The sequence below is a fragment of the Exiguobacterium sp. s181 genome (genome assembly GCF_018617125.1).
Classification (GTDB): domain Bacteria; phylum Bacillota; class Bacilli; order Exiguobacteriales; family Exiguobacteriaceae; genus Exiguobacterium; species Exiguobacterium profundum.
The window spans coordinates 824,781-851,104 of sequence record NZ_JACSJM010000002.1; the positions used below are offsets into that span (position 1 = coordinate 824,781).

At 47.0% G+C, this 26,324-nt stretch carries 28 protein-coding genes; 17 read left to right on the forward strand and 11 right to left on the reverse strand.

Going from position 1 to position 26,324, the window contains the following annotated elements:
• Positions 1-36 precede the first annotated feature (36 nt).
• Positions 37-474, forward strand: a complete 438-nt coding sequence (locus KNO70_RS10690; RefSeq protein ID WP_214812545.1) for a hypothetical protein — start codon at positions 37-39, stop codon at positions 472-474.
• Positions 475-485: 11 nt separating this feature from the next.
• Here the strand turns inward: KNO70_RS10690 and KNO70_RS10695 are convergent, their stop codons facing one another.
• Entirely contained in the window at positions 486-1,325 is an 840-nt protein-coding gene (locus tag KNO70_RS10695; RefSeq protein ID WP_214688762.1) for an IS30 family transposase, read from the reverse strand.
• A gap of 150 nt (positions 1,326-1,475) precedes the next feature.
• On the opposite strand from KNO70_RS10695, the gene KNO70_RS10700 reads away from it, so the two are divergent.
• Positions 1,476-3,128, forward strand: coding sequence for a M3 family metallopeptidase (locus tag KNO70_RS10700; protein ID WP_214812547.1), 1,653 nt, complete (start codon positions 1,476-1,478; stop codon positions 3,126-3,128).
• 97 nt (positions 3,129-3,225) lie between these two features.
• On the opposite strand, the gene KNO70_RS10705 is transcribed toward KNO70_RS10700, so the two are convergent.
• The 4 genes from KNO70_RS10705 to KNO70_RS10720 all read right to left on the reverse strand — a co-directional run bounded on the left by KNO70_RS10705 (position 3,226) and on the right by KNO70_RS10720 (position 6,023).
• The gene (locus KNO70_RS10705) at positions 3,226-3,630 is read right to left on the reverse strand and encodes a nucleoside 2-deoxyribosyltransferase (RefSeq protein ID WP_214688758.1); all 405 of its coding nucleotides are present in this window, start codon (positions 3,628-3,630) and stop codon (positions 3,226-3,228) included.
• A 295-nt stretch (positions 3,631-3,925) separates the two neighbouring features.
• Complete coding sequence (locus tag KNO70_RS10710; RefSeq protein WP_214688756.1) at positions 3,926-4,396, reverse strand: helix-turn-helix transcriptional regulator; 471 nt, start codon at positions 4,394-4,396, stop codon at positions 3,926-3,928.
• Positions 4,397-4,421: 25 nt separating this feature from the next.
• The gene (locus KNO70_RS10715; protein ID WP_214688754.1) at positions 4,422-4,718 is read right to left on the reverse strand and encodes a hypothetical protein; all 297 of its coding nucleotides are present in this window, start codon (positions 4,716-4,718) and stop codon (positions 4,422-4,424) included.
• 99 nt (positions 4,719-4,817) lie between these two features.
• A complete protein-coding gene (locus KNO70_RS10720) occupies positions 4,818-6,023 on the reverse strand; it encodes a cation:proton antiporter (protein WP_214688753.1) in 1,206 nt (401 codons plus the stop codon).
• A 118-nt stretch (positions 6,024-6,141) separates the two neighbouring features.
• On the opposite strand from KNO70_RS10720, the gene KNO70_RS10725 reads away from it, so the two are divergent.
• The 5 genes from KNO70_RS10725 to KNO70_RS10745 all read left to right on the forward strand — a co-directional run bounded on the left by KNO70_RS10725 (position 6,142) and on the right by KNO70_RS10745 (position 9,512).
• Positions 6,142-6,510: a PH domain-containing protein gene (locus KNO70_RS10725; protein WP_214684318.1), complete on the forward strand. Its 369-nt coding sequence runs from the start codon at positions 6,142-6,144 to the stop codon at positions 6,508-6,510.
• A gap of 99 nt (positions 6,511-6,609) precedes the next feature.
• Positions 6,610-7,290: a hypothetical protein gene (locus KNO70_RS10730; RefSeq protein ID WP_214812549.1), complete on the forward strand. Its 681-nt coding sequence runs from the start codon at positions 6,610-6,612 to the stop codon at positions 7,288-7,290.
• Positions 7,291-7,296: 6 nt separating this feature from the next.
• On the forward strand, positions 7,297-7,965 hold the full coding sequence (locus KNO70_RS10735) for a hypothetical protein (RefSeq protein WP_214812551.1): 669 nt from the start codon (positions 7,297-7,299) through the stop codon (positions 7,963-7,965).
• A gap of 74 nt (positions 7,966-8,039) precedes the next feature.
• Positions 8,040-8,522: a GNAT family N-acetyltransferase gene (locus KNO70_RS10740; protein ID WP_251030096.1), complete on the forward strand. Its 483-nt coding sequence runs from the start codon at positions 8,040-8,042 to the stop codon at positions 8,520-8,522.
• Between the two features lie 9 nt (positions 8,523-8,531).
• Positions 8,532-9,512 (forward strand): Gfo/Idh/MocA family protein, encoded by a 981-nt coding sequence (locus KNO70_RS10745; RefSeq protein ID WP_214812553.1) that lies wholly within the window; start codon positions 8,532-8,534, stop codon positions 9,510-9,512.
• A gap of 145 nt (positions 9,513-9,657) precedes the next feature.
• On the opposite strand, the gene KNO70_RS10750 is transcribed toward KNO70_RS10745, so the two are convergent.
• On the reverse strand, positions 9,658-13,044 hold the full coding sequence (locus tag KNO70_RS10750; protein ID WP_214812562.1) for a dynamin family protein: 3,387 nt from the start codon (positions 13,042-13,044) through the stop codon (positions 9,658-9,660).
• 16 nt (positions 13,045-13,060) lie between these two features.
• Complete coding sequence (locus KNO70_RS10755; protein ID WP_214731447.1) at positions 13,061-13,681, reverse strand: NAD(P)-dependent oxidoreductase; 621 nt, start codon at positions 13,679-13,681, stop codon at positions 13,061-13,063.
• A 175-nt stretch (positions 13,682-13,856) separates the two neighbouring features.
• On the opposite strand from KNO70_RS10755, the gene KNO70_RS10760 reads away from it, so the two are divergent.
• The 4 genes from KNO70_RS10760 to KNO70_RS10775 all read left to right on the forward strand — a co-directional run bounded on the left by KNO70_RS10760 (position 13,857) and on the right by KNO70_RS10775 (position 17,786).
• The gene (locus KNO70_RS10760) at positions 13,857-14,948 is read left to right on the forward strand and encodes an FUSC family protein (protein WP_214731449.1); all 1,092 of its coding nucleotides are present in this window, start codon (positions 13,857-13,859) and stop codon (positions 14,946-14,948) included.
• Positions 14,949-15,016: 68 nt separating this feature from the next.
• Complete coding sequence (locus tag KNO70_RS10765; RefSeq protein ID WP_214688745.1) at positions 15,017-15,688, forward strand: WGR domain-containing protein; 672 nt, start codon at positions 15,017-15,019, stop codon at positions 15,686-15,688.
• 65 nt (positions 15,689-15,753) lie between these two features.
• Positions 15,754-16,281, forward strand: a complete 528-nt coding sequence (locus KNO70_RS10770) for a PH domain-containing protein (protein ID WP_214688743.1) — start codon at positions 15,754-15,756, stop codon at positions 16,279-16,281.
• Entirely contained in the window at positions 16,278-17,786 is a 1,509-nt protein-coding gene (locus KNO70_RS10775) for a PH domain-containing protein (protein ID WP_214812574.1), read from the forward strand. The genes KNO70_RS10770 and KNO70_RS10775 overlap by 4 nt, the downstream gene beginning before the upstream one ends.
• 147 nt (positions 17,787-17,933) lie before the next feature.
• Here the strand turns inward: KNO70_RS10775 and KNO70_RS10780 are convergent, their stop codons facing one another.
• The 4 genes from KNO70_RS10780 to KNO70_RS16255 form a co-directional block, all read right to left on the reverse strand.
• Positions 17,934-19,067 (reverse strand): sensor histidine kinase, encoded by a 1,134-nt coding sequence (locus KNO70_RS10780; protein ID WP_251030097.1) that lies wholly within the window; start codon positions 19,065-19,067, stop codon positions 17,934-17,936.
• A complete protein-coding gene (locus tag KNO70_RS10785) occupies positions 19,057-19,737 on the reverse strand; it encodes a response regulator transcription factor (RefSeq protein ID WP_214688739.1) in 681 nt (226 codons plus the stop codon). The genes KNO70_RS10780 and KNO70_RS10785 overlap by 11 nt, the downstream gene beginning before the upstream one ends.
• 19 nt (positions 19,738-19,756) lie before the next feature.
• Entirely contained in the window at positions 19,757-20,317 is a 561-nt protein-coding gene (locus tag KNO70_RS10790) for a VanZ family protein (protein ID WP_214688737.1), read from the reverse strand.
• Between the two features lie 370 nt (positions 20,318-20,687).
• Positions 20,688-20,810 carry a hypothetical protein gene (locus tag KNO70_RS16255; RefSeq protein WP_255349577.1) on the reverse strand — a complete coding sequence of 41 codons (123 nt, stop codon included), beginning with the start codon at positions 20,808-20,810 and terminating at the stop codon, positions 20,688-20,690.
• A 282-nt stretch (positions 20,811-21,092) separates the two neighbouring features.
• Here KNO70_RS16255 and KNO70_RS10795 point away from each other — a divergent pair, with 282 nt between their 5' ends.
• The 6 genes from KNO70_RS10795 (at position 21,093) to KNO70_RS10820 (ending at position 26,321) form a co-directional block, all read left to right on the forward strand.
• Positions 21,093-22,355, forward strand: a complete 1,263-nt coding sequence (locus KNO70_RS10795) for an NCS2 family permease (protein ID WP_214688735.1) — start codon at positions 21,093-21,095, stop codon at positions 22,353-22,355.
• Positions 22,356-22,460: 105 nt separating this feature from the next.
• Entirely contained in the window at positions 22,461-22,928 is a 468-nt protein-coding gene (locus KNO70_RS10800; protein ID WP_214812582.1) for a DinB family protein, read from the forward strand.
• An 11-nt stretch (positions 22,929-22,939) separates the two neighbouring features.
• Complete coding sequence (locus KNO70_RS10805; RefSeq protein WP_214812584.1) at positions 22,940-23,416, forward strand: DUF3916 domain-containing protein; 477 nt, start codon at positions 22,940-22,942, stop codon at positions 23,414-23,416.
• 150 nt (positions 23,417-23,566) lie between these two features.
• Positions 23,567-24,337, forward strand: coding sequence for a hypothetical protein (locus KNO70_RS10810; protein ID WP_214812586.1), 771 nt, complete (start codon positions 23,567-23,569; stop codon positions 24,335-24,337).
• The gene (locus tag KNO70_RS10815) at positions 24,334-25,257 is read left to right on the forward strand and encodes an AAA family ATPase (protein ID WP_214688729.1); all 924 of its coding nucleotides are present in this window, start codon (positions 24,334-24,336) and stop codon (positions 25,255-25,257) included. Before KNO70_RS10810 ends, KNO70_RS10815 begins: the two co-directional genes overlap by 4 nt.
• A gap of 2 nt (positions 25,258-25,259) precedes the next feature.
• The gene (locus tag KNO70_RS10820) at positions 25,260-26,321 is read left to right on the forward strand and encodes a DUF58 domain-containing protein (protein ID WP_214812588.1); all 1,062 of its coding nucleotides are present in this window, start codon (positions 25,260-25,262) and stop codon (positions 26,319-26,321) included.
• Positions 26,322-26,324 lie beyond the last annotated feature (3 nt).

The window sequence follows — 26,324 nt, forward strand, 5'->3', positions numbered from 1 at the left end:
AGTCTTATAAGGACTTTGATAATTTGAGGAGACTATATGAACTATAAAAAGATCACCTACACTATTTTATCTATTGTTTCGATCTTAGCAATCTGGATCATTTTTTCTATAAATCAACCTCGTAAATGGATCGGGAATTCTAAACAATGGGAAGCAGAATATAATAGAGAGTCGAATGCTCCAAAAGGTGACTGGACAGGTTACGTGTACTGGCTTGGTGAAAACGATGCTACATTAGTTGGGGTTGAACTCACTAAAGACGGTGAGCTGATCCATGAGCTTGAGAATACCAGCGAACACCTGACGGGGGAAAAGAATTCCACCATCTTCATTCACACTTGGGAACCAATGTTTAAAAGTGAAGATGAAAAAGTGGAATTGACTATTCAGTGGGAAGATAAAGAAGGGAACCATGAAGATACGATTGTTCTGAACCCTAAAAATCGGTATTTTGTCTTCCCTAGTTTTATTTAATAGACGGTTTGTCAAATTAAGCGCAACACTTCCACGGTGAAGGCCTCGTGTGCGGTCAGGTATTTTCTCGGCCGCCCGTTGGCGTTCTCGTTGCTCCCCCGTTGCCACGATGCGTACGGGTCGGCGAAATACATCGGCACGCTGAGCGACGCCTGGATGCGCTCGTGACCGCTGAACTCTTTGCCACGGTCCGTCGTCGCCGTCTCGAACGTGCCGTCCGGGAGGGCGCCGTGCACCGCATGGATCGCCCCCTCCATCGAGGCCGCGGTGCGGTCCGCGATCGGCAGGGAGAGATAGAACCGGCTCTTCCGCTCGATGAACGTCGCGACGCACGCCTTCGATTTCCCTCGTCCGGAGACGACGGTGTCGAGCTCCCAGTGCCCGAACGTCCGGCGCCCCCTGACCTCTGGCGGCCGTTTCGAGATGGGGAGTCCGATGTTGATGCGCCCGCGCGTCTCGGTCGGCTTTTGACGTTTCCCCTTCTGGCGGAGCACGGTCAGGGGCACGTCGATCCGTCCCGCGTAGATCCATCGGTAGATGGTGGAGAAGGCAATTTTCTCTGTGTAGAGACGGCCGACGATCTGTTCCGGGGACCAGGTCGCACGCAGCTTCTCGACGATCGTCCGGCGCATCGTGTCATCGAGTTTCGTTTTGGCGCCGCAGTTGGTCTTCGTCTTCTCGTAGCGTTTCTGGGCACGTTCAGCCACGTAGTCGGGGTTCCGTCTGATCTCCCGCGAGACGGTCGAGGGCTGTCGCCCGAGCCGTCTCGCGATGGACCGGATGGACATCCCGAGCTCCAGATAGGTCTCTATTTTCACGCGTTCCGTTGTGGTAAGGTGGGTGTAGCTCATGCGATTTCCTCCGTTTGAATGTGTGTTGTGGTGACTTCATTCTACACGAGGAGAGCGTCATGGGCTTTTTTGTGTTCACGTTTGGGTGTCGCACTTAATTTTATAATTCATCTATAATATAGAAAGCTAACGAAGAATCGAGGTGCAGTGTTGATCGACTATAAAGAGATAAAAGAGACGAACCAAGTACTTGCGACTTTTCATAAAATTGATTCCAATCAGTTAGATGGCTTCATATCGAAACATTCGATATTGATCGGGAGATATGATGAATACGTCACAAAGAGTTACATTGACGTACAGCGACACAGCGATTGTGAAGAAGCAAATCAAAGACAACATCATGTTCAAACCGTGATAAAACCTGCACTCAATGAGCTGAAAAGACATGTTTCACGAATTATATTACAGTCTATTAAGGATGAGGATCACGTGACGCGCCTAATGCGAAATCGGATGAATCTTTATCATGAAGAGAATGTTGATTTATTGATCGAAGAGGATCAACTTATACAGAAGTATTTGCAAATAATCGGTCAATTGACTGACCCGACAGATCATTCTAAGTCGATTGCGGAACTTCATGGAGACCTATACGATGCTGACGAATCCATCCGAAAACAGGCTTTTACGCTCATTTATAAAGCGTATGTCTCAACAGAAGCTGACATCACTGAATGCTTGAGAAGTCTTATTCAAAATCGGGAACATCAGTCACAACGATTAAACGCTAAGAGTTATCGTGAACTAGCCTTTATGAAGCTAGGTCGTCTAGATTATGATGCCGAGGATTGTATACGATTTGCGAATCAAGTGAGTAAACATTTTGAGCAACTTCGCCGCTCGTTTCAGCAACTACAGACAAAGGAATTGAAGAAATCGAAACTTTCGCCATGGGATTCATTCATTTCTCCCTTTTCGAATCATCACGATTTATCCGTTTCGTTCCATGACTTAATCAGTGGAACGGAACGAATCTTGAATGAAATCGATCCCTACTTTGAAAAGCTTTTTAGGGACATCTGTGCGAAGGGTCATCTCGATTTAACGCCTCGACCGAATAAAGCGGAAGGTGGATTTTGTGAATCTTTACCCGACACAAGGTCATCTTTCATTTTTATGAACCGATTCGGTGGATTTGACGACTACATTGTGTTAATACATGAAATGGGTCACGCCATCCACCATGATCTCTCACAGCAACACCTATTTTTCGAAGCGCAGACCATTTCGTTTGAAGTCGGTGAATTCGCAGCCATGTCACTAGAGCTATTTTCGATGGACCAATGGACAAAAATCTTTTCAGATGAACGAGCTTTCATTCAAGCTAAACTAGAACAGTTTCGATTAATCATCGAATTTTTACCAAGTGTTTTCATCGTGGACCAATTTCAACATAATCTATATGATTCAGAAAAGAACGTGGACACATTTGATGAAATATTTAAACGCTTAGTCGATCAATATGAGACTGATTTGATTGATTGGAGCGATGTGAGTTATTTGAAAGGAAAAGAGTGGCTGCGCGTGATTCATCTTTTTGAAACACCTTTCTATTACATAGAATATGCGCTTGCTCAGATTGCTGCACTTCGCATGTATATGCAGTATAGGCAACATCCAGTGGACACTCTGAACAAATATAAGAATGCATTAGCTTTAGGTGGTACTGCTTCGATTCCTGATACTTATCGAGTAGCAGGCGTATCCTTGTTTCCATCTGAGGAAGAATTAGTCGAGTTGACTGATTTCTTAAATGCTGAAATTCAACATTTGGCGATGCAATTGGGTAGAATTGATTAATCTAAGTACCTATTAAATATAGATTAACTCAACAAGCATTTCACGGAATGGGTAGGCTACAACCCGGCTCGATTCCGTGAGAACAAAGGGCATCAGCTCAAACGTGATTAGAGAGCTTCAATCGATCTTGAATTTGGTAGGGGAGGGCGTTGAACGGTCCCTCCAAGCGTTGTACCGCATTCACATGATAAAACGTGCTCGTCTCCTCCATATTCATCATCTGATCCCCCAAATCGTATAGGAAAACGTGTTTATTCGTCCCGATAGCAATCCCGAGTTCAACATGTGCGCCTTTACCTCCAGGCAATAGGATGACGACAAAGTCCGCTGATTGAATTCCAGAAACCTCTTCTTCGCCAATCGAGCGTAATGCATCAATCGATGTGGCGCGTTCGTTTTGAGTCCAATCATATGTATGGGTGTGACCGAGCGCAATCAGCTCATTACGCATGAACCGTACTTCTTCGATATTTGAAAAGCTTGAACCGACATAAAATCGCATGTGAAAACCTCCAATTCGTTATAGATGATTCATCTGGTAAAGAGCCACAACATAAAATAAAATGATCAACAAGCAGCAAAGTACAAAGAAAGAAATCACGCTAATTAGGACGAATTTCATCAAAGAAAGTGAAACGTATGATTGAATCAAGCGTGTGGTAAAAATCGACGAGAGGACGAGTAAAATGATTGTGCCGATGAATCCAATCGTGCCACTTGTCACGCTTGGAACGTACCGAAAATAAGTGATTGTGAAGATGATGAGGATTAAAGCTATCATTAAATCTTTACGTTTTTTAGTCATTTAATCCCTCTCGTTGATGTTCCAACTTCGACCTTACCTGTTCGGCATCCTCTGCATCAAACGTGCTGTACCACCTCACATGGTTGAGATCGATGATCCGATAATGTCCGCTGATGATATTTTGTTGAAGGGTGTAATGTGGACCTGACTCGATTGCATGCCAAAAGACGCGTCCGCCGAGTGTTTTTTCTTTCGGCTCACAAGTGTTCTCGGTCGCAATCAGTTTGACGAATTCGACGGGGTCGTCACCAATCAAGTGTATGAGAATCTCACTTTCGTTAAACAAGGCGCATAGCGTCACAATCGTCGACCAACTCGCTTCATTCCGCTCCTTCTCGATTTGGATAAGCGTTTTTTTTGAAATACCGAGTAAGTTCGCCATCTCTTCCTGTGAATACTGAGATTCGATACGAATCAATTTCATTTTTCGAGAGACTTGTTCAATAAATTCGGATTTTTGCATAAGTGCTCCTTCTTGTTTGTCTGATTTACAGCGTCGCTGAGCTTATGAAAATCAAAATCCACGAGATTCCGAGAAACACGATAAATAAGAGCAGGCAGACGATGATATAACAGCAAATGTATTGCCAGTAGGTCAATTGTTTTGATTGATAATAATGGTATGTAAAACTGAATGTCGAAATCCCGATGACTAAGAACGCAACAATATCCCAGATGATGCCAACCTTCAAGAACGATGGAGTCAGAAACGAAGCGATGAGTGCAAGCGCGACGGTCACAATCCCCGTAGAGATGGCAGCGGATGGTGTTGAAGTGTTTTCCAACGAATCACCTCCTAGTATATTACAAGTGTAATTTTACACTAAAAGTGGGCGATGTCAATTTCATAATGTAAAAAAACCCTTCTCTAAGGAAGGGTCTCGTCACTCGTCATGTTTATTCGTTAAATAGGTCGTTAATGGGTAGACACCGATGCTTTGTAAGATCAGAGAGAGTAAAATGACGGCAAACGCGAGAGATATCATTTCGCTCGAGCCGTTAATGTTCTCTGCCTCTAGCCAGAGGACGAGGGCAATCGACATCGTTCCTTTAATTCCTGACCACGTGAGTAATGAAGTCGCCGTTAAATCGTCTTTAAATTCTCTACGCCATACAGGAACGGTATAAACGAGACCGCCGACGACGATGAAACGGGTCAGGATGGAAAGGAGGAATAAAAGAACAGCGAACGTCCAGAGCGATACAGACAAATAGCTGGTCGCCTCGATTCCAATCAATAAGAACAGGAGAGCGAGCAATATCGGAATGACGATGTCCCAAAATCCATTCAAGTGACGCTGGACCGATTCGTAGTCCTCTTTCATGCCGAGCTCATGAGAAAGCATCATTCCGGCTGTGACGGTCGCAAGGACCCCCGATACTTCTAGCGCGTCGGCGAGATAAAATGCCCCGTATGCGATGACGATCGTCAACATGACGAGCTCATGCTTTTTAAAGCTGACAATCATCAATTTTTTAAGTAATAATCCAAAAATGAAGCCGATGCCGATTCCTCCGGCTGACACAATTAAAAATTCAGTTAATAAGTTGAGCGTGGAGAACTGTTCTCCTGTCGCGAACATACTGAGGAAAATCGTGAAGATGACGACACTCGTCCCATCGTTCACCATCGATTCACCTTCGACAACATCCGCAATCCGTTTTTCCCCTTTACTCCGCTTTAAAATGGCTGTCACGGAAACGGGATCGGTCGGAATCAATATGGACGCCAATAAGAAAGAGGCGGTCAGGCTGAGCGGGGTGAAGAGCTCGCTGATCCAAAACGTGCCATACCCCATCAGGATGGCGGTCAAGACAAGACCAACCGTACTCAATATCGTGATGATCCCGATATTGTCTTTCAAATCTTTGTATTTGAACTGATAAGCCGATGTAAACAGAAGTGCTGGTAGGAACACCTCGAAGATCATATCTTTTGAAATGAATACCGAATCAAAAAAGGCGATGTATGAGAGACCAATCCCAATCAAGACCAAGATGACCGGGACAGGGAAGTAATTTCGTTTGGAATCAATCAAATAAATGAGATAGCCAATCAGTAGCAATGTGATGATTTGTTGCGCGATCATGACGACGTCCTCCTCTACAATCAAGTTGCTATACACTATCTTCCCATTCAAGGTCTAATCAAACGAGAATTGTGGAATATAGGGATAGTACATTCATTTCATAGAGGGAGGAATCGATATGGGAAGCCCGATTGGTGATTTGTCGTGGACGTTTTATTCAGAGTGTGAGGTGCCGAATGATATCACGGAGTCATTCATCGATGGGGAGCGGGCGGCCGCTGCCTATAATACTGTCCGTGACGTCGCCGTCTTCACGAACAAACGTCTCATTGTCCGCGATGCGCAAGGGCTGACGGGTAAAAAAATTGAGGTCTACTCGCTTCCGTACGACTCAATCAATATGTACTCGACGGAGAATGCGGGAAGAATGTTCGACTTGAACTCAGAAGTTCAACTGTTCACTCGAGCCGGAACGATCAAAATCAATCTAAATAAAAAAGTGGATGTGCGTAAGTTCGACAGATTACTCGCAGAAGCAATTTTGTAAAGCAGTAGACCGAGAGTTCTCGGTCTTTTCGTTTGGATTTTTCTGACAATCTCTTATCATACATGATACGATCATACATAATGTGTGACGGAGGTTACGATGCGATTTTCAATCCGATTATTGATGGTCATGTTAAGTAGTTTGATGTTGGTGAATGGATTCATCTATTTGGCTCGTCTGTTTTGGGAATGGTTTCACGACCCGACAAAAGGTGGAATCGTGCTTCTCTTGTCTGGAGAGGACGGAACCAGCAGTGATGAATATGGAGGGAAGTTTCGTCTGAAAGATGATGAAGATTTTCAATTCTTGAAGAATGACTTTTTAGACTATACGTTCGAAACAGGAGGAACAGTAACCGAGTCGGGAAATTCATACTGGTTATGGTTCCTTATTGGGGGTTTGATTGTTCTCCTGATTTTGACGCTCAGCATGCTACGGAAAAGAAAGCGTGTCGTCTCGACTATTGATTTCTCGAGTGGCACCGTAAAACGAAAAGGGCGTAAGGCTAAAGCAAATGGATTTGTGGAATCCAAAGAGGTTCAATGGACCGATAATGCGGTTCGGAATGCGCTCATCCAGTTCAATCTGGACTTGCCGATTGCCTCAAGACATCAATCGAATGAGACGGTGTTGGATTGGTTCAAGCGAATCGGAGTGGAAGAGTTGGACCTTTCTCCTTATTGGAAATCGAGATATATAGATGAAGTGGTGAGTGATGAAGAATCTAGACAATTTCGAGCAGCGTTGGAGTTTAAGCGATTCGAAGACGGTAAGGGGTGATGGTGTATGAACGATGAAATCGAGATGATTGATTCCGATACGCGGAAGCCGATGGGTTCCGCTCGTTTGGTCAAGACCAATCATCAATTCTACATCCATTGGAATGGGTTGAACATAGACTTCAAACGGCATGAATATGTGGCAGGTATTCGAATCATTGACGAGAATCACTTGTTCATCTGGGCGTTTACGTTAGAAGGAGAACCGATCAATGCGTGGGCGTTAGATGCAGACGGAGACATCAAACATTCATTTCACGCAGGTAACGCGATTGCAGTAGTCGTTATAAATGAAACGGGAATCTGGATCGGGTATGGGGACGAGGGTGTCTTTGGAGAAGGGATCTCGACCGAGGCACTCGTCTGCTTCTCAACAGAGGGAACCGTACGTTTTCGCTATAATCAAGAAGTCAGAAAGGCCCCGGTCCTTCATGATTGTGACGTGATGTGTGCGTCAACGAATGGGGTTTGGGTCATTTCTTCAATCGATGCTCGTCTTGTCCATGTCCATATGAACGGACGGATTGACTCTTATCCGATGCCACGTCATCTCCTTGACTGTTCCTCGTTGACTATTGAAAACGGTGTAGCCTATGTCGGAAATGAGGAAAAGACTTATCGTTGGCCGTTTAAGGAGAGGAGACGTGCCGAAGTCTTTCAGAATGAAACCAAATAATAAGAAAGTATATTAGCTTGCAATATATTTCAAATACCTTATTTTTTAATCATTTATAGACCAGGATGAACTAAATGATTGTACCAATCAATACTAGTATGCAAGAAGATATTTGCAATTTTTTTGTTAAACATTGGGGTTCAACTCAAATGGTCGTTTCTTCGGGAACATACGATTGTGCAGAGCTCGAAGGATTTGTCTACATGAAAACAAATCAAATTCACGGTCTTGTTACGTATGTTATTCGGGATGAAGAAGTAGAAATCATATCTGTTGATAGTCTGATAGAGAATAGTGGGATCGGCTCTCACTTACTCCATGCTGTTGAAGAAATTGGTATGCAGCACGGAGTTAAGCAATTAATCGTCATCACAACCAATGATAATTTGAGAGCGCTTGGCTTTTATCAACGTCGTGGCTATCGTCTAGAACGAATCATTCATGATGCGGTGACGCGGGCAAGAAAACTGAAAGCGACAATCCCACATGTCGGATATGATAAGATTCCTTTATTGGATGAAATTTTACTCATCAAAAAACTGAAAGAACAGAAATGAGGAATTCACATGATCCGTTTTGGCATCATTGGTACAAATTTCATCACAGACTGGTTTATTGACACAATCAATCAGTTGGATGACGTAGAAGTGACAGCACTCTACTCGCGCACGGAATCACGTGTTAAAGAATACGCAGAAAATCACTCCATCTTACATACGTTCACGTCACTTGAAGAAATGGCTCAGAGTGATGTCATCGATGCCATCTATATTGCGAGCCCGAACTCACTTCACGCCGAACAGAGCATCTTATTCATGCAGCATGGCAAACACGTCCTCTGTGAAAAACCGCTCGCCTCGAACGTCCAGGAAGTCACTCGTATGATTGAAGTCGCGAAGGAGAACGAGGTCGTCTTACTTGAAGCACTACGAAATCTGTTCATGCCGAACCTTGAACGGGTTCAACAGGCGATGGAGCGAATTGCTCCGGTGCGTCGGGCCGTCTTCAATAAATCACAGTATTCTTCACGATACGACCTCTATAAACAAGGGGAGAATCCGAACACATTCAACCCTGATTTTTCGAACGGCTCGTTGATGGACCTCGGTGTCTATCTCCTCGGGCCTGCTTTGAAACTGTTCGGTCAGCCGAATGAGATCCAGGCGAGCGGGGTGAAGCTGGAATCGGGAGTGGACGGGAGCGGAACGGTCATTCTCTCTTATGACGATTTGGATGTGATCATCATGCATTCAAAGATCCATGCGACATCGACTCCTTCTGAGATCATCGGGGAAAAAGGACGCATCGTCATCGACGATATTGCGACGTGTGATGAAGTCCGTCTAGAGTTGCGAGATGGCACGTCAGAAATCGTATCAGAATCACAGAATGCTCCGATGTCATATGAGATCGAAGCGTTCGTCCGTGCGATCGAAGCTAGTGCTTCGGAAACAGTTGTACATACAGTAAATGACATGATTCGTCTTGCTGATGTGATGACGAACGTTCGAACACAGCTTGGCGTGGCCTATCCAGCAGACAAATAAATACAAACTTAAAACGGTCCTCGATGTCATGTGCGCATCGAGGACCGTTCCCGTTATTCTTTGTTCAAATAGAGATATCTCAGAAACAGCCCCAGAACAATCGTCATAACGACAGCGGGAATGAGTCCGATGAGCAGTAATGTGTTCATACCGTTTCCTTTCTGAGCGATTCGAGACGTTCATACATCTCATCAAAGGAATGGTTGTCCGTCAACATGCTGAGCTCTGCATCGGTAAGTTCTTTCAATTGAGTCGACCACTCTCGTTCAATCTCGACTTCAGCTTTACTGATTTCCGTGTTGGCCCGTTCGATTTGCTTCGTATGAATCGTTTCAAGACGCGACCGAATCATATCGCGAAGAAGTGAGGTCAACTCATCCTTCAGTTGCGTCCGTCCGTCTCCCTCGAAAAATTGACTCGCATTCTTATAGCGCTTCAATACCGACTGATAAGGTGATGTCTCGAGATGAATCGGTTCGACAGCCTCTCGTAACCATGCCACGTCGAGGTCATGGTCAAATTCAAGCGTCGGAAGGAGCGACGCATGACGCTCGGTCAACCGTTCGACCAAGGCTACGAATTCGCGTTTAACATATCGCTCCAACCGATACTGGAACACTTGGAGCTCTTGCTGGATATCGTAGGCGTATTTGTCGAGTGTCCGTCCGAGTGCGCGCTCCAGGCTCTTTCTCGATCCGTCGACCTCGACCGGATGGAACGTCTCCTTGACGAAGTCGGAGAGGCGGAGGAGCGAACGCGTCTCGAGGTGGGCGAGGAGTTCTTTCGATTCCCGATCAAACAGGTCAATGAGTGCTGACATATCGAGTGCCGGTGGGTTCTCGAGTAAAGCAATCAATTGTTGGCGACGATGTTCTCTCGCCGACGCGTCTTCTTTCGCTTCGTTCAAAACACGATCAAATGTAGCAAGTAGCGCCGTCGTTTCTTCCTGTATACGCATTGCGTTGCCGAGACGAAGGTCTTTGTCGACATAGCGTTCAAGTGTCGAGACGAATCGATCGAATCCTTCGTCATCCCCATTCATGGCGTTTCGGCTTGAAATGGGGATGACGCTTGGTCTGCGGACACCGAGCGCGGTCAACTGTTGTGAGACATAGCTTGTGACCGCATCCCGCTCCTCGTCATCTGTCGCAAGATCAGAGGCGTTCACGAGGAAGAACATCTCGTGATCTCCTGTCCCCTGGACCCGTCCGAGCTGAATGACGAGCTCCCGGTCCGCTTCGGTGAACGCATGATTATAATACGTGACGAACAAGACGGCGTCCGCGTCACGCATGTAGCCGAACTGTACCTCGCTATGACGATTGAACTGCGAATCGGCACCAGGCGTATCGACGAAGACGATGCCACGTCGTGCCCAAGGAGAGTCGAAATACAGTTCAATTTCTTTCACGATACAGCTTTTCTCTTCTTGTGCGACGAACGCGCAGAACGTGTCATAGTCGACGATTTCCGTTTGTCCGAGATAATCGAGCGGTGCCGCCTTTACCGCATTGACGAACGGGTGGTCGACATCGAGCGAGGTGAGGGAAGTCCCGTAACCTTGCAGCTCATCTTCAAGTTCATCCCGTGATTTGAAGGTGATCATCGCCGTTCGATTTGTCCGACCATCTGGCGGTACGATTTTTGTGATCGATGCCGTCAATGGGTTCGGTGAGGTCGGTAGAACCATCTCCCCGAGAAGGGCATTGAGGGTCGACGATTTTCCGGCCGAAAACGCACCGAAGATGGCGAACGTATATTGCTCATGCTTCGCACGTTCGATTTTCTTACGTAATGTCGAGACTCGGGAGCGGAACAATGGGTGATTATCTAATATTTCACATACCGTATTCTCATAAGAAAAATCAAAATCAAATAAGTCATGATCATCATCTAAAATCGACGTCGATGCAACCTCTGATTCAACAACATTCGACTGTTTTTCAGGGAGACACGTTGCATCGACATAGTTTCGAACGGCCAACTGATTTAACTGATTTGAATCAAGTTGCAACGCTTCATATTGACCGATAGCATTCAGACGGTTCGAAAGACGAATCCGTAACGCTTCCGTATCGAGCGCTTCATACAACGCTTCCTCTTCAGTCGTAAATTGTTCCAAGCGCATGTCGACTTCCGCTTTTATGTACGTATCCGTCGAATGGACCCAAGGTTCAGATACTTTCGTCACCCATGACGCAAGGGCCGTCTCGATGTCACGACTGAACTGTAACACCGTGTCACCACTTAGGGATGCGCCGGATTTCACTTGTTCGGTGATGAGTGAGCTCGGTGCAATCGGGAGGACATCGCCTTTCGGTAGCAAGGTCTCTGGAAGTTTCAAATCTCGGATGATGTCTTCCGCGTACTTCACGAGGTGCGGTCGTAAGTTCATATCAATCAGACGGTTGAACTCTTTGGCGGCCACTTCCTCACGACGAGCTCGTTCCTGCTTCGTCTTCTCTTTCGAGAACAATAGTCCGACCTTGAAAGAAGGAGAACAACTCTCGAGATAAGAGCGTAATAACTCACGGAACTCATAAGTCATGATCGGTGCACTTTCGACGATTGGTGCCTGATGTTTGAAAAATTCGCGACGGAATGATGTCCACCATGCCCGTTTCTTCTCAAGGCGATGTAGACGTGACTGCATTTCCTTCGGACTCTTTTCATAAGTTGGCAATTGATCCAACGTCGATTGAATCGATGTTTCGTTGCGGCGGACTAGCGTATGAATCAATGCATCCGCATGCTCGACTTGCTGCTGTCTCGAGTCCGTGATGACTTGTCGCACATACGACCGCAAGCGCTCGACTTCGTTATGTGGATGCTTCAAATCACGAAGTGAGATGTAGAACGTGTCATTTGGTATGATGTCATGATGACGGAACGCCTTCGTCAATGAGGCTTTGAAGTCCACAAAGGAAAGCTCATCCTCATCATGCTTGTCGATTTGGTTAATGATGATGGAATAGGGACGACCTTCCCGGCTAAATTGTTTCATCAGCCCGATGTTTTGTTCCGATTGGACATGGTTGTAGTCCATCATGAAGAACAAGTGATCGGCCAAGAAGAGCGAGCGCTCCGTCGCTTGGCGATGTCGTTCATCCGTTGAGTCAATCCCTGGCGTATCCATCAACACGACGTGTTCATCAAACGGGAATCGGTCAATCGTATACTCGACTTCCTTAATTTCCTCGACTTTGCAATAGTCACTGATGTTTGATAGGGAAGAAGCGTCTAATGAAATCCAATCCGTATCATTGATCGCGACGGCTGCCGCTGATTCTCCACCCCGCAACGTGACGATATTGGCACTTGTCGGAATCGGACTTGTCGGAAGGAATCCGTCCTCTAGCCAGTCGTTGAGCAATGTCGACTTCCCGGCTGAGAAGTGACCACAGACGGCAATCCATACTTCTTCATTCGTTACTTTTTGTAGGGCTGTCCGAGCGAGTCGTGCAGCGTCCGTCATCTCCTCTTGTTCAAACGTTAAAGCGAGTCGTGCTAATTGTTCTCGTTGTTCGTGCATGTTTCCCATCCCCTAATTATGATTCCGTCGTGATGCCGACACGGTGTCCGACATATGCATCATTCGTTAAACAATCCATTGCTAAATCGGCGACATCGTTCCTCGAGATTGGACCTGATTGTTTCGTGCCTAATACCTTTTTTGAGATGATGATGTCTCCGTCCGATTGCTCATCGATCAGTTGAGTCGGACATATGATTGTGAAGGCTAAACCTGAATCCCGTAATAACTCATAAGCACGGGCATGATCTTCGGCTGCGGTTGTCATCGTACGCTTCGATTCTTTCGTTTCAAAGCGATAGTTGTCGCTATCATGAGCCTGTAAGATGCCGGCGGTCCCGACCGTGATGATGCGTGTTACCTTAAATTGTTTCATCGCTTCGATCACGAGTGGTGTGAATGTAGACAATACGTTCTGTTTGTCCGTCCCTAACGCCGAGATGACGACGTCTGCAGATTGAACCGTTTCTCGTACTGCTGCTTGGTCCGTCGCGTCTCCGATGATTTGGTTGACACCCTCCTTAGAATCCATCGAATGTCTTGTTAAAAGTTTGACGTCATGTCCTTGATTTAATAATCGCTCAAGTATCCGTTCCCCTGTACGGCCACTTCCGCCGAATAAAGCAATTGTTGACAAGTAAACCCCTCCCCATCAAGATGAAAGAAATATCCAACGCCATCATAACACGGAAGCGTTCACAAAACTGCCTGAAATGGTTCATTTCCACTTGAAAAGAATATGGTACGTTTTAGAATTGAAGAAGAAGGCAAAAAATACATATGACAGGTGTAAGAGAGGAAGGCACCACTACATGAAATTTGGGGCTAGAACTATTAAGACCGGACTATCGGTCGCAATCGTCTTGCTGATTGCCGAGGCATTTCAATTCCAACAAATCGTCGTCCCGGCACTGGCCGCATCGCTCGCACTGCTTCCGTCTGTCTATCAGACCGGACTACGATTAATTGAAGAGATGAAAGGGAACCTGATTGGAGCATTACTCTCCGTCTTATTTCTGCTACTCACTCCGAATCCGACACCAATCGCTATCGGATTCGTCATCATCATCGCCATCTCCATTCTTCTCTTTTTAAATTTAGAATCGACGACACGGACCGTCATCTTGACGACGATTCTCATCATGGAAGGGGCGAGCCAGTCGGATATGCCAGTGTGGGTGTTTGCGGGTGAACGTTATCTACTTATTATGATGGGGATTACGGTCGCATTGATTGTGAATGCACTGTTATTCCCACCTCGCTACGAACGGAAACTCGAAGCCCAAATCACCGACACATTTCAAATGGTTGTTCGGATCGCACGCTTGTTTGCGGAGACGGAAGGCGGCCGCTCCTCATTCGACTCGTTACCAGAGGCGAAAAAGTTGCATAGCGACTCAAAACAAACGTATGCCTATTTTGAAGAAGAAATTAAAGCGAATCGATGGCTTGAGAAGAAGACCCCGATCTTCCGTCGAGCTGTCCTGAAGTCTAAAATGATTGAGACGAACCGTGCCGCGCTCCATGTCATCGAGAAGCTCGATCATGATTTTCATACGATTGAACAACTTCCTCCACAATTGAGCGAAGAGCTGTATCGCCACATTCGTCACTTGTTGCGTCGACATGAGCGTCTGTTTTCAGCCTACGAGCTCGAGAACGAGCACCTCATCGATCGAGAAGAGGATCTCATCCATGAGAACTTTGACTTTGCGAAGTTAATGATTGAGAAGATGAGAGAAGAAGAGGAAGAACTCATTCTCATCGTCGTGCCGCTCGTGGCGACGATGACTGACTGGGTCAAAGCAATGAATGAACTCGAACGCTACCTTGTCACTGAAATGAAGAAACATGGAGACAACCTAAAAGTGGAACCACGTAAGAAATGGTTTTTTGAAGACTGAGAATCGGGCCGATATTCGGCTCGTTTTTTAAGAGAGTTATTTTTCGTATAGAAGAGAGGGCATTGAGGATGAAGAAGTCTTTTCAACACATCACAAAGTATTGGAACATCATCGTTATAGGTGATGAATTTGCTGTAAACTACGGAAAAATTGGGACAATCGGAAAGGTACAAGTAAAATCTTTTGAATCCGATTCGGAATGTATGAAAGAAGCGGAAAAACTCATTCGTCAAAAATTGAGAAAAGGATATGTTGAATCCCCTTTTGATTGGAACAAACATATGTATGTGGATGACCCGGAAGTTGGACCGAGTTTTCTGACCTCTCATCCGAAATATCAGGAATGTTTCAACGATGAATTCTATGTGGATTGTACGGAAGAATATGCTCCGTTCGGGAATGATGCTGGAGCCGATGCATTGGCTATGTACGAAGAAGTGCTCCGAAAGGATAGAGACCTTTGTTATCTTTCATACGCTTACGCCTTAATTGAAAGTTGGATTGATCGAGATGTTTCCGGTCCAGAAGATTGGTCAACGTATGAATATGCCTATACATGTGATCAAGTCATCGTCGCGGGTGCGTTTGCTTCCATAAAAATGACGGGAAAGCTGACGGATGATTTGAAAGTGGCAGGGTTAGCAGCCATCCATCGATTAAAACAAGCTTTCGAAATAGAGGATCAGTCTATATTTGATGAGTTATATGCACGCTTAAGTACATTCCCGACCGAATCCTGAAACTTTTCGAGAAGAAACACGTATACAATAGAGACAGATACATATGAACGATAGGGGGATTCACCATGTCAGAAACAACACCGACACCTGAAGAAGGTGTCACACCACAACGAATCAGCGGAACGCTTCCGATTGAGGCACGGTCGGTCTTTCGGTTATCAAGTGCGATTTTTTATCTCATCGGACTTCTCGTCACAGGAGCTCTCGTGGCGGCCGCTTACTGGTTCGACTGGTCGACTTGGATACAGATTGGTTTGATCGTGCTACTTGTCATCGATGTCGTCTATAGCCTGATTGATCTCATCTGGTTCCAAAAGTGGAAGCAAGAGCGGTTCACGTATGACGTGAAACCACTCGAGATTCGCCTGCATCACGGCATCATCACGACGCACGATGTGTTGATCCCGATGACGAAAGTACAATACGTCCACGCCCAACAAGGACCGCTGCTTCGAAAGTACGGTCTGCAGACGATCACAATCGGTACGGCCGCCGGGTCACATGACATCTACGCGATTGAAGAATCGTTCGCGAAGTCGCTCCGTGAACAGATTGCGGTCTATGCCCGCATCGAGGAGGAGGATGTCATATGACGGAAGCCGCCCTCACATGGCATCGCCTGCCGAGTCGCGTCTTGCTGTTGCGTGTCTTAGAGGTCATCAAGTCGTTCATCATCCCGCTCGTGTTGTTGTTCGTCATCAACAATGACTGGAGTTCGACGTTCGGTATCATCCTGCGCGTCGGGATTCTGCTGTTCCTCTTGCTCGATATTTTGCAGAAGTTCTTCGGCTGGCTCAACTTCCGTTATGCGCTCGACGAGAAGACGGTATATGTCATCGACGGTAACTGGATCAAGAAAGAGAAGTCGTTGCCGCTCTATAAGATTCAGAGCGTCCACTCGAACAGCCCATTCCTGTACCGGCTGCTCGGGGTCGTCGAATTGACGTTCGATACGAACGCGAACAGTGACGACGCCTCGTTCAAATTGTCGGGCGTCTTCCCGAATGAGGCAAAACGGCTCGAGGACATCCTCGACCAGGTCCGTCACCGGAAGACCGAAACCGACGTACTGGCAGAAGGGGAGACAGACGCGACCGAAACACAGGTGGTGATTGAAAAACCGGCGAGCCGTTTACTGTACGCCCTCTCGACCAGAGAGATCATCATCGCCTCGTTGACGTCACTATCGGTATTCGCCATCTTCCCGGTCGCTTCGACAATCATCTCGTCGATCGATGACTTCATCAATCTCGATGGCACGTTCGATACGATCGGCGATTGGGTCGTCCACGCGTCAATCATCGCGATCGGTCTGCTCGTCTTGTCGGTCCTGATGTTGTCGGTCGTCATCGGCATGGTCATCAACTTCTTGAAGTACGGGAATTTCCGGCTCGAACGACGCGGGGACCGCATCCGCGTTGAGAAAGGACTGCTCAACCGTTCCGCCAAAGAGATCCCATACGAGAAGATTCAAGCGGTCCGTGTCAAAGAGACGTTCATCCGGCGCTGGTTCAACATCGTAGGTGTCGAACTCGTCGCGGCCGGGAGGATGGTTGACGACTTGAAAGACGAGTCGTCAACCATCCTCCCGTTCGTGAAACGGGAGCGGGCGATGACCGTGTTAAACGAGCACTTCGACCAGTTCGTGTGGTCTGACACGCTTCATCGCTTGCCAAAACGTTCGCTCTGGGTCAAACTGCTACGCATCAGCTGGGTCGGAATCCTCGTCTCGGGTGTCGTTCTGTACTTCTTCCGCGATTACGCCTGGTGGCTCGTCCTGTTGTGGGCCATCATCATCGGCGGTCGACTGTTGAGCTATGTGACGACGCGTTACGCTCGTAATGGTCAGTTCATTGAGCTGCGGACCGGGGCCTTCAACGTCAGTTCATTCTTGACGGACAAGCCGCGAATCGAACAGGTCCAAGTGACTCAGACACCGCTCCAACGCCGTTTCGATGTATGTAACGTCCTGTTCTCGACACGGGGTGGCTTGTTGTCGAATGAGATGATCGAGGACATCCCGAAGCAAGAGGCAGAAGCCATGTTGCACTGGTTCTCTCGCTATACGGTAGAGGAAGATATGAAAACACCGGGTTAACGCCCGATTATCGACGAGCCCAGTCGCGTAGTGCGATTGGGCTTGTCTTTTTATATCGTCTTCATGCAATCGCACAATCATGAGCTTGAAGTTGATCATCTTTTGCGTGAGCACGAAAAAAAGCATTGCGCGTGTAGGTCACACGGGTCATGCTTTCTCATGAACAGCATGAGGAGAGACTTTTGGGAGAATGATTGTGAACGTTGTTTCTCTTGGTTGGCTCGTTACGTGAATCTCGCCCTCGTGTAAATCGATGATGGACTTGGCGATGGCGAGACCGAGACCTGATCCACCGGTGTAATGCGCACGTGACTGTTCCACTCTAAAAAATCGCTCAAACACGTAAGGGATGTCACGGGAGGGGATGGCCTCCTCGCCATAGTTCGTCATGTTGATAAGGACCGCTTCATCCGTATCATCGATGAACATATCGATATACGTTCCGTCACGCCCGTAACGAATCGCATTCTCGAGTATATTCTCAAACACACGGACGAGCTTCAACGCATCCCCTTCCACGATGGGACGTTCGGCTGAGGAGCTGAATCGAGCTTCCATTCCAACTTCCGAGAGACGTAACGTCGACTGCATGATGAGCTGATTGAGCAATTCATCGAGACGGACCTCGCTTGTCTGGAGGGCGATCCGGTCGTTTTGCAGAAATGTATAGTCAAAGATATCGTTAATCAAGCCTTTCAGATGGGTCGCGTTCTCATGGATGACTTGGATGTAATGACGCAACTCCACCTCGTCCCGGTAACGGTCGCTGTGAATCAAGTCAAGATAACCCGTGATTGACGTGAGGGGGGAGCGCAAGTCGTGGGCGACGTTCGTCACGAGCTCATGTTTCAACCGATCCGCTTGAAGCACTTCCTGCTCCGCTTTTGCCGCACTGTCCGAGATGGCGCGTACGGTTGCCATCAATCGTTCTAGCTCTGGCGGGACAGATGGTTCAACCGAATCACGGTCGGCGTGGAGTTCTTCGACAAGTGAAGTCATCCGCTCAATGTGAAACTGTAAATATCGTTTACGCTCATATTGATAAATCAACACAAGACAAACGGCGACCATCAAACTATAAAATAGGAAGAACACACCTTCACGGAAATACGACAACACGATGATCAGACTCTCCATAAATCGTGATGACTCTTCAAAGTACCAGACGACAGGCAGTAACAGCATACCGCTCAATGTGGCGACCCCGAAAGCAATAACTACATACAGCAGACGTTTCCACATCGGGATGAACGTGATGACGCGCCAGATATTATGTCTCAATTTTATATCCCACTCCCCACACCGTATGAATGATGACCTCATGTGGCACGACAGCATGTAATTTCTCGCGGATGTTACTGATATGAACCATCACCGTCTGGTTCGACCCGACCCCATGCTCTTGCCAGACAGCCTCAAATATTTCTTCAGAGCTATACACCCGGCCTTTATGTTTCGCCAGTAAATACAAAATCTCAAATTCACGTGCAGTCAATCGAATCGTCTGCTCTTGTATCATGACGGTGTGGCTGGCTCGATCGATGAGGAAAGGGCCAGCTTGTACACTTGAGGACTCGCTTGGTCGGTTATAGTTTGAACGGCGCAGCAATGCTTTAATACGTGCCATCAACTCGAGCGGATTGAACGGTTTGATGATGTAGTCATCGACTCCCGTCGTCAATCCCAATATCTTATCCATATCACCCACTTTGGCACTGACCATTAAGATCGGAATTTGGCTCGTCTGGCGCACCCGCTTACAAAATTCAAGCCCATCCATCCGAGGCATCATCCAATCTAAAATGATTAAGTCAAACGATTCTTGGTTGAACAAGTCAAGCGCCATTTTCCCGTCGGTTGCCATCGTCGTGTGATACCCGTCATTTTTTACATACACATCAATCAGTTCTGCGATTTGGACATCATCATCCACTAACAAGATTTTTGTCATGCTGAAACTCCCTCGCGAATTAAAGTTGGAAATTCTGATACAAACGTCGGAACGGGGCGTATTGGACGACGAAGCGAACGAGTAAGAACCCTAAGAGCGCCCCGAACGCATTTGCCAATAAATCATTCACATCCGTGCTTCGTCCACTGCCTAGTGTCGTGCGCACCAATAATTGAATCAATTCAAGGATCAGACTAAACTGTAATCCTAATTTAAGTACTTCTTTTTTCGTGATCGACGGTTTCAAAAATGGAAGATAACAGCCGAACGGGAGGAACATCACGACATTCAGCACAAATGAATACACATCGATGGTCAAAATCGGAATAAAATTAATCGTTCTCCACCACGGAACTTGATTCGCATACTTTCCTAAATTGACGTCAATCGGGAAAAACACGAAGTGAAGGACGCCTAATAAGTATATCCCGAATGATAGAAGTAAAATAGTTTGTGCGGCTTTTACATGTTTCTTGCGAAACGACCAGACGAGTAACGTGATGAGTCCGAGGATGGCGAGTGGGATGAGAACGACCCTTGATTCGATTGTGAACATAACTGAATAATTCTGATTATACATGGGAATGAACCTCCTAAGAATTTGAACTGTCTTCATTGTAAATGGCAGATTTAAAGAATTCTTAAAGGAGTCATAAATGAAATCTAAAAAAGGCAAAGCGCTTTGCTCTGCCTCGAACTGTTGAACAACGGGCTTAGAAACGTGGTCTCTGAATGATGTCGGACGGACAGCTATCATTCGTCACGTCAACTTCACCGTTTTTGTGTTTCTGTTACTGAAAAATGGGAACAAGTATGATATGATGCAAGTAGAAAGAGACCGGTGCTGGACACACCGGCCTCTGGCTTACAGGCTACCACTTTAAGAGTGGTCCCAGCCGCCACAATGGTTAGTGAATCAGAAAGTGACCCATCTCATTGCGCCGAGGGGGTCATTTTTTTGTGCGTTCAGACGTTGCACGATCGGATGTTCGGTGAATCACCAAGTGAACGATGATCGGAGCGAGGATTGGGATCATGACATAATCCCCAACCCAGGTCCAAAGTTGTTCCATCCGCACCACCGCCTTCCTCCATTGTGGACTTGGCGGCTGACCCCACTATTGCTGCGTTAACCTGCTTCTTCATTATAACAGATTTGTTCGCAAAAATGCGCTGAAAACAAGAACAAACGTTCCTGTTTTATAAAATGAATCTTTTGATGGAATCGGTCTCATGAATGGGTCCAAAGAAGGAATTGAGTCGAATCACTCTTGCTTGTTAGATGTCTGACAGGATATAATCAATCTCGTGTGTATACACGGGTGGGTGAGGGTGCCAATAAAGGATTGATTCCTATGGCAAAACAAACAGAATGGAAAACAGAAACATACGGGGGCGTGCTGAACTTTCTGGCGACAGCATACATCCCGGCCGTGCATGCGGCAATCTTGACACAAGCCGGACTCCCGTTCGAGGGGGCGCTCGTCGGAGCGATTTTGACAAGCATCATCGGGACATTGATTGCGGGATTCTTCAATCTACCGCTTCTCTTGTTACCGGGAATGGGGATTAATGCGCTCTTCACGTACACGCTCGTCCTACAGATGGGATTGAGCTGGCAAAGTGCGCTCGCCGTCTCATTCGTCTCAGGTGTACTCGTCGTACTATTGACGGTCACCAAAGTCGCGAGGAAATTGGCGAACGCGTTCCCGCCGATTATTCATGACGGATTGACGGTCGGTCTCGGCCTTTTCCTCATCTTGATCGGGCTCGAGGCGGCAGGGATCGTCTCAGGCGGGGGTGGGGCATTGCTTCACATCGGTGATCTCGGGGAGCGTGACGTCCAAGTCGCATTCCTGTCACTCTTCGTCGCCATCTTACTGTTCTTGAAGATGGGGCCGAGCAGCTTCCTATGGACGATTGGTTTCGGTGTCGGACTCAGTGCCGTGATGGGAACACTCGATTGGACGGGAAGCTTCGCGTTGACACCGTTCTTCGAATCGTTCGGCACGGTATTTGGGAATATCTCGTTCGCCGAGTCGACATCTCCACTCTTCTTCGTCGCGGTCGGTGTGCTTACGCTCGTCTTGTTGATTGAAAACATCAGCTTGATTCAGAATCAGACACGGGCAATCGGCAAAAAAGAAGAGGCGCCGAAAGGTCTTGTAGCGCAAGGTCTCTCGACGATGGCAGGGGCAATGTTCGGGTCAAGCCCGACGGTCTCGACGGTCGAAGTGGCTGCCGGGATATCTGTCGGGGCAAGAGGCGGGATCGCTTCGTTCGTCACGTCTGGATTGTATGTGGTATCGCTCTTATTGCTACCGCTCTTTGCCATCATTCCTGTGACGGCGATCGCTCCGGTGTTGATCATCATCGGGATGATGATGTTCCAGAACGTGAAGCATCTGCCGCTCGATAACTGGGAACATGCCTTCCCGGCGATTCTCGTCATCATCATGATCCCGTTCACGTATTCCATCGTCGATGGTATCGGACTCGGGTTCATCGCGTACACGATGATTGTCTTGTTCAAAAAGGGCTACCGGTCACTCAGTCCGGTCGTCGGTGTCTTGACCGTGTTATTCTTAGTTTTCTTCTCATTACCAGTCTGGTTATAGAGACACGCACGGCATCGTTCATCTCGAACGATGCCGTTTTTTGATTTAAAAAGACTCGTTCGTGCTATAATCGCAGTAATTTAAAGCGAACGTGGAGGGGATTGGATGCAAGTTATTCAAGAATTCGCAGCGTACACAGAATGGCTCAAGACGTTAGAAAAGCTGAGTGAATCTGATTGGAACAAACAGAGCGACTCGGAGAAGTGGTCCATAAAGCAAATCGTCTTACATATCGCCCATTGGGACAATCATCTGTTGAATGTCATCATCCCATCGGTGAAGAACGGCGAAGGGATGATATTCCCTGACTTTGACTCGTTCAACGCGCGGGCGACGAAAAGGGCCGAGAAGTTGACAGGTGAGACCGTACTAAAGGAATCCATCAATAGTCGGCGAACACTCGTCACGATGCTTGACTCCTTAAGCGAAGAAGCGCTGACTTACAAAACGACAGCGAATGGTGTCTCGCATGATCCGCATCAAGGTGTCCCCTACTCGTTACATGTAATCATCGGGGAGTTCATCGAGCATGACCGACACCATATGAAGCAAGTCGAGTCGATCCTGAAATGAGACATCGGAAAGTGCGTGGTCTAAAACGAAAATTAAGTCGTCTTCAGCGAAATATACAAGAAAATCATGAGGATCTTCCAACGGAGTTTCATAATGGGTATTGGTATGCCAAGATTCCGGTCGGACAAACTTTTTTAATGGATACTCAACACAATGCCAAAATCAAACAGTCACTCATCCATATTCTGCTCGATGAAGCGAAACGACTAGTAGAGTTGCGTGTGGATGAACGAATGCGAGTCGTCGTGCTGCTAGATTTACCTACACTCTGGAACTCTGAACTTCTCGTGTTTGAAGATGAAGAGGTGTTACAATCGTTTATGCGGCGTGATTCATCCCACCAAAAATGGATTCCAATCCCATATGTAAGAACGTTTATAAACCAATGGGTCATTCGGAGTGACCAGGACATCCGCGTGTATGGATTTGAAGAATGGTTGTATGACGAAGAGGATGAGGGTAGAGAGGTGTGGATGCTCGTTCAATGAACGGGCATTTTTCTTTTGTCTAAAAATAACTGAATATTCCGTAAAAGTTCATGGTATAATCCATTTAATCCTATTTCCAAAAAAAGGATTTAAACTATGAGAGGAGCCGTCACTTGAGATGAAATCGAATATACATATACGGAATCGCCAATGAAACAAGCCAAAACGATTTTTGTATCAGGGATTCTACTCTCCCTACTACTGGTCGCCCTCATCTCCTATTCCGGTCAACTGGGATACCGTTACTACCAATCATTAGATATCTCAGGGAGCGAGATTACGAGTTGGGTCACCGACTGTCATGACAAACGAAAATTTTTAGGGATTTTCGAAGTGACGGATGTCGACTTTTGGTGTGGGGATGCGCCATATGAAGAACCAGAAGGGAACGGTCCAGACGGAGCAATGATTGACTCAGAAGACGAGTCAGGGGGGACACCGAAAGAGCGAATTGAGGACCAATCCCCTTCTTACGGAAACCCGTCAGGAGAAGAGACGAGCAGCGTTTCCTACCTCCCATACATGATTACCGGACTGCTTATCTTGCTCGGATGGTGGCTCTGGAAAAAACGACGCCCCTCGAAGAAACAAAGCGAGGAGGGAGAGTTAGTTATCGAGGGTCACTCGCTAGTGATTTCTGACAACGCGTCGATGAAGATAAACCGAACAGTTCATCCATTACCAGCATCGGCTATCCGAAAGCAGTTGATTCAATTCGAAGCAGCGTTACCTCCATATAAACGTCGTCGCCCAACTGAGACGTTGTCGACTTGGGCGAAACGAATCGAGCTCGATGCATCCCTACTTATCTATTTAGAGACACGTTATGATGATGGAAACATCTCACCACAACGTGAGCGAGCGTTCACCCAACAACTTGATGAATACCTACTACGCACACAAAAGGAGTCGAACTCATGACCATCCGACACGTATTGGACCAATTAGACCGCATTTACCTCGGTAAACCGGAAATCACAAAATTATGTTGCACAGCCCTACTGGCGAACGGCCATATCTTGCTAGAGGATGTGCCTGGGACGGGGAAGACGTTACTTGCGAAAAGCATCGCCAAAAGTTTTGAGGCAGACTTCGCCCGAATTCAATTCACAGCCGACCTGCTGCCTTCTGACATCATCGGTTCAGACTTCTTCAATATGCAGACCCAGACGTTCGAGAACCGCACCGGACCGATCTTCACGAATATTTTACTCATCGATGAAGTGAATCGCGCCGTTCCGAGAACGCAATCCGCCTTGCTTGAAGCGATGGAAGAACGCCAAGTTTCTATCGGTGGCGTCACCTATCAACTACCGAAACCATTCTTCGTCATCGCGACGCAAAACCCGATCGAGTCGGCAGGAACGTTCGCCCTACCAGACGCCCAACTCGACCGCTTCCTCATGTCCCTTCAAGTCGGATATCCTGGGGCAGATGAAGAGCGGAACTTGATTCTACAGACGATTTCAAAGACGAGACAGACAGTGCATGCCTTGATGACGAATGAAGCTTTTTTAGAAGCACAAGAGGAAGTCGAAAATATCCGGATTCATGAAGATGTCGTCACGTATTTGCTCGCACTCATCCACGAGACGAGGCAACATCCGTTAGTCGAAGTCGGGGCGAGCCCACGGGCGACGCTCGCGCTCGTCAAGGCCTCACAAGCTTATGCGTACTTGAACGACCGTCAGTTTGTCACGCCTGAAGATGTTCAAGCCGTTGCACCACATGTCCTCTCGCACCGATTGACCCTCACCCTTGAAGGGGACATCAAATCGACGAAGCGACAAGTGTTGGTGGACGTACTCGAGTCCGTAACTGTCCCCGTCGAAAAGGTGTAACGATGCGACAGGTCGAAATCAGTACACCGTCCATTCTTCAAGACCAACTTTGGCCGGCTTATGTCAGTCTCGGTTTTCTCACCATGTGGATGCCTTATGTATGGCCCATCGCTTATGTATGCGGGGCATTATTAATCGTCATGTTCATCCGGAAACGAATCATTCGAACACTTTCAAACGAAGTCTCATTTTCTATCCGGCAGAAAGAAGATCTCTTGTTCATTGACGATGAGACATCATGTATCGTCCGTATTGATGGGTATGAGCGAATCATTGCCCTTGGTGTTCCGCTATTGATTCGACTAGAGGGTAATGAACGGATGGTATTCGAGGACGGGTCACAGGCATACGACACCAGGATCGAACAGGACATACATCATGTGAGCGTCTCGGCTGTGAAGCGTGGACCTGCTTCGATTCATATGTGTGTGATGCGTGTCACGTTACCGTTTTATTTAGGTACTCTTTTTTTCACGGATGAGGAGATGGATATGCCCTCATGGATTGTGTTACCTACCATCACGAAGTCACCAATCACCGAATCTCGAATGATTCGGATGGGTGACCGTATCGTCAAGCACTCCCCGCTGAACGATCCGTTGATGATTCAGAGTGCAAAACGATATGAGAAAGAACCGGCTAAACAGATTGACTGGGTCGCCACTTCAAAAGTCGGTCATGTACAGGCAAAAGTGTTCGAACGACAAAATCTCGACACATTCACGATTTCCCTTGATTTGAGCGGTCCGCTCGGGAACGGGCTCCATGCGCAATATGAAGACTTGATTCAACAGACGGCGTATTGGGTCTCTTACTTGATCAAAGAAGATTGTAAAGTGGAACTGTTAATCAACCGACTCGACAAAAACAACCAAGTCGACCGTGTTACACTGGGAGAAGGAAGAAAACAATTACGGCTCATTCTCGTCCGACTGGCGATGATTCATGAATCGAACGCGTTTGTTGCATCATCGCGATTCACGTCATATGTCAGTCGTCACAAACAGCCTCACGCCGAATTGATTCACATCAATCACGCGATGCTGCTGAAATCTTCAGGGTGATGA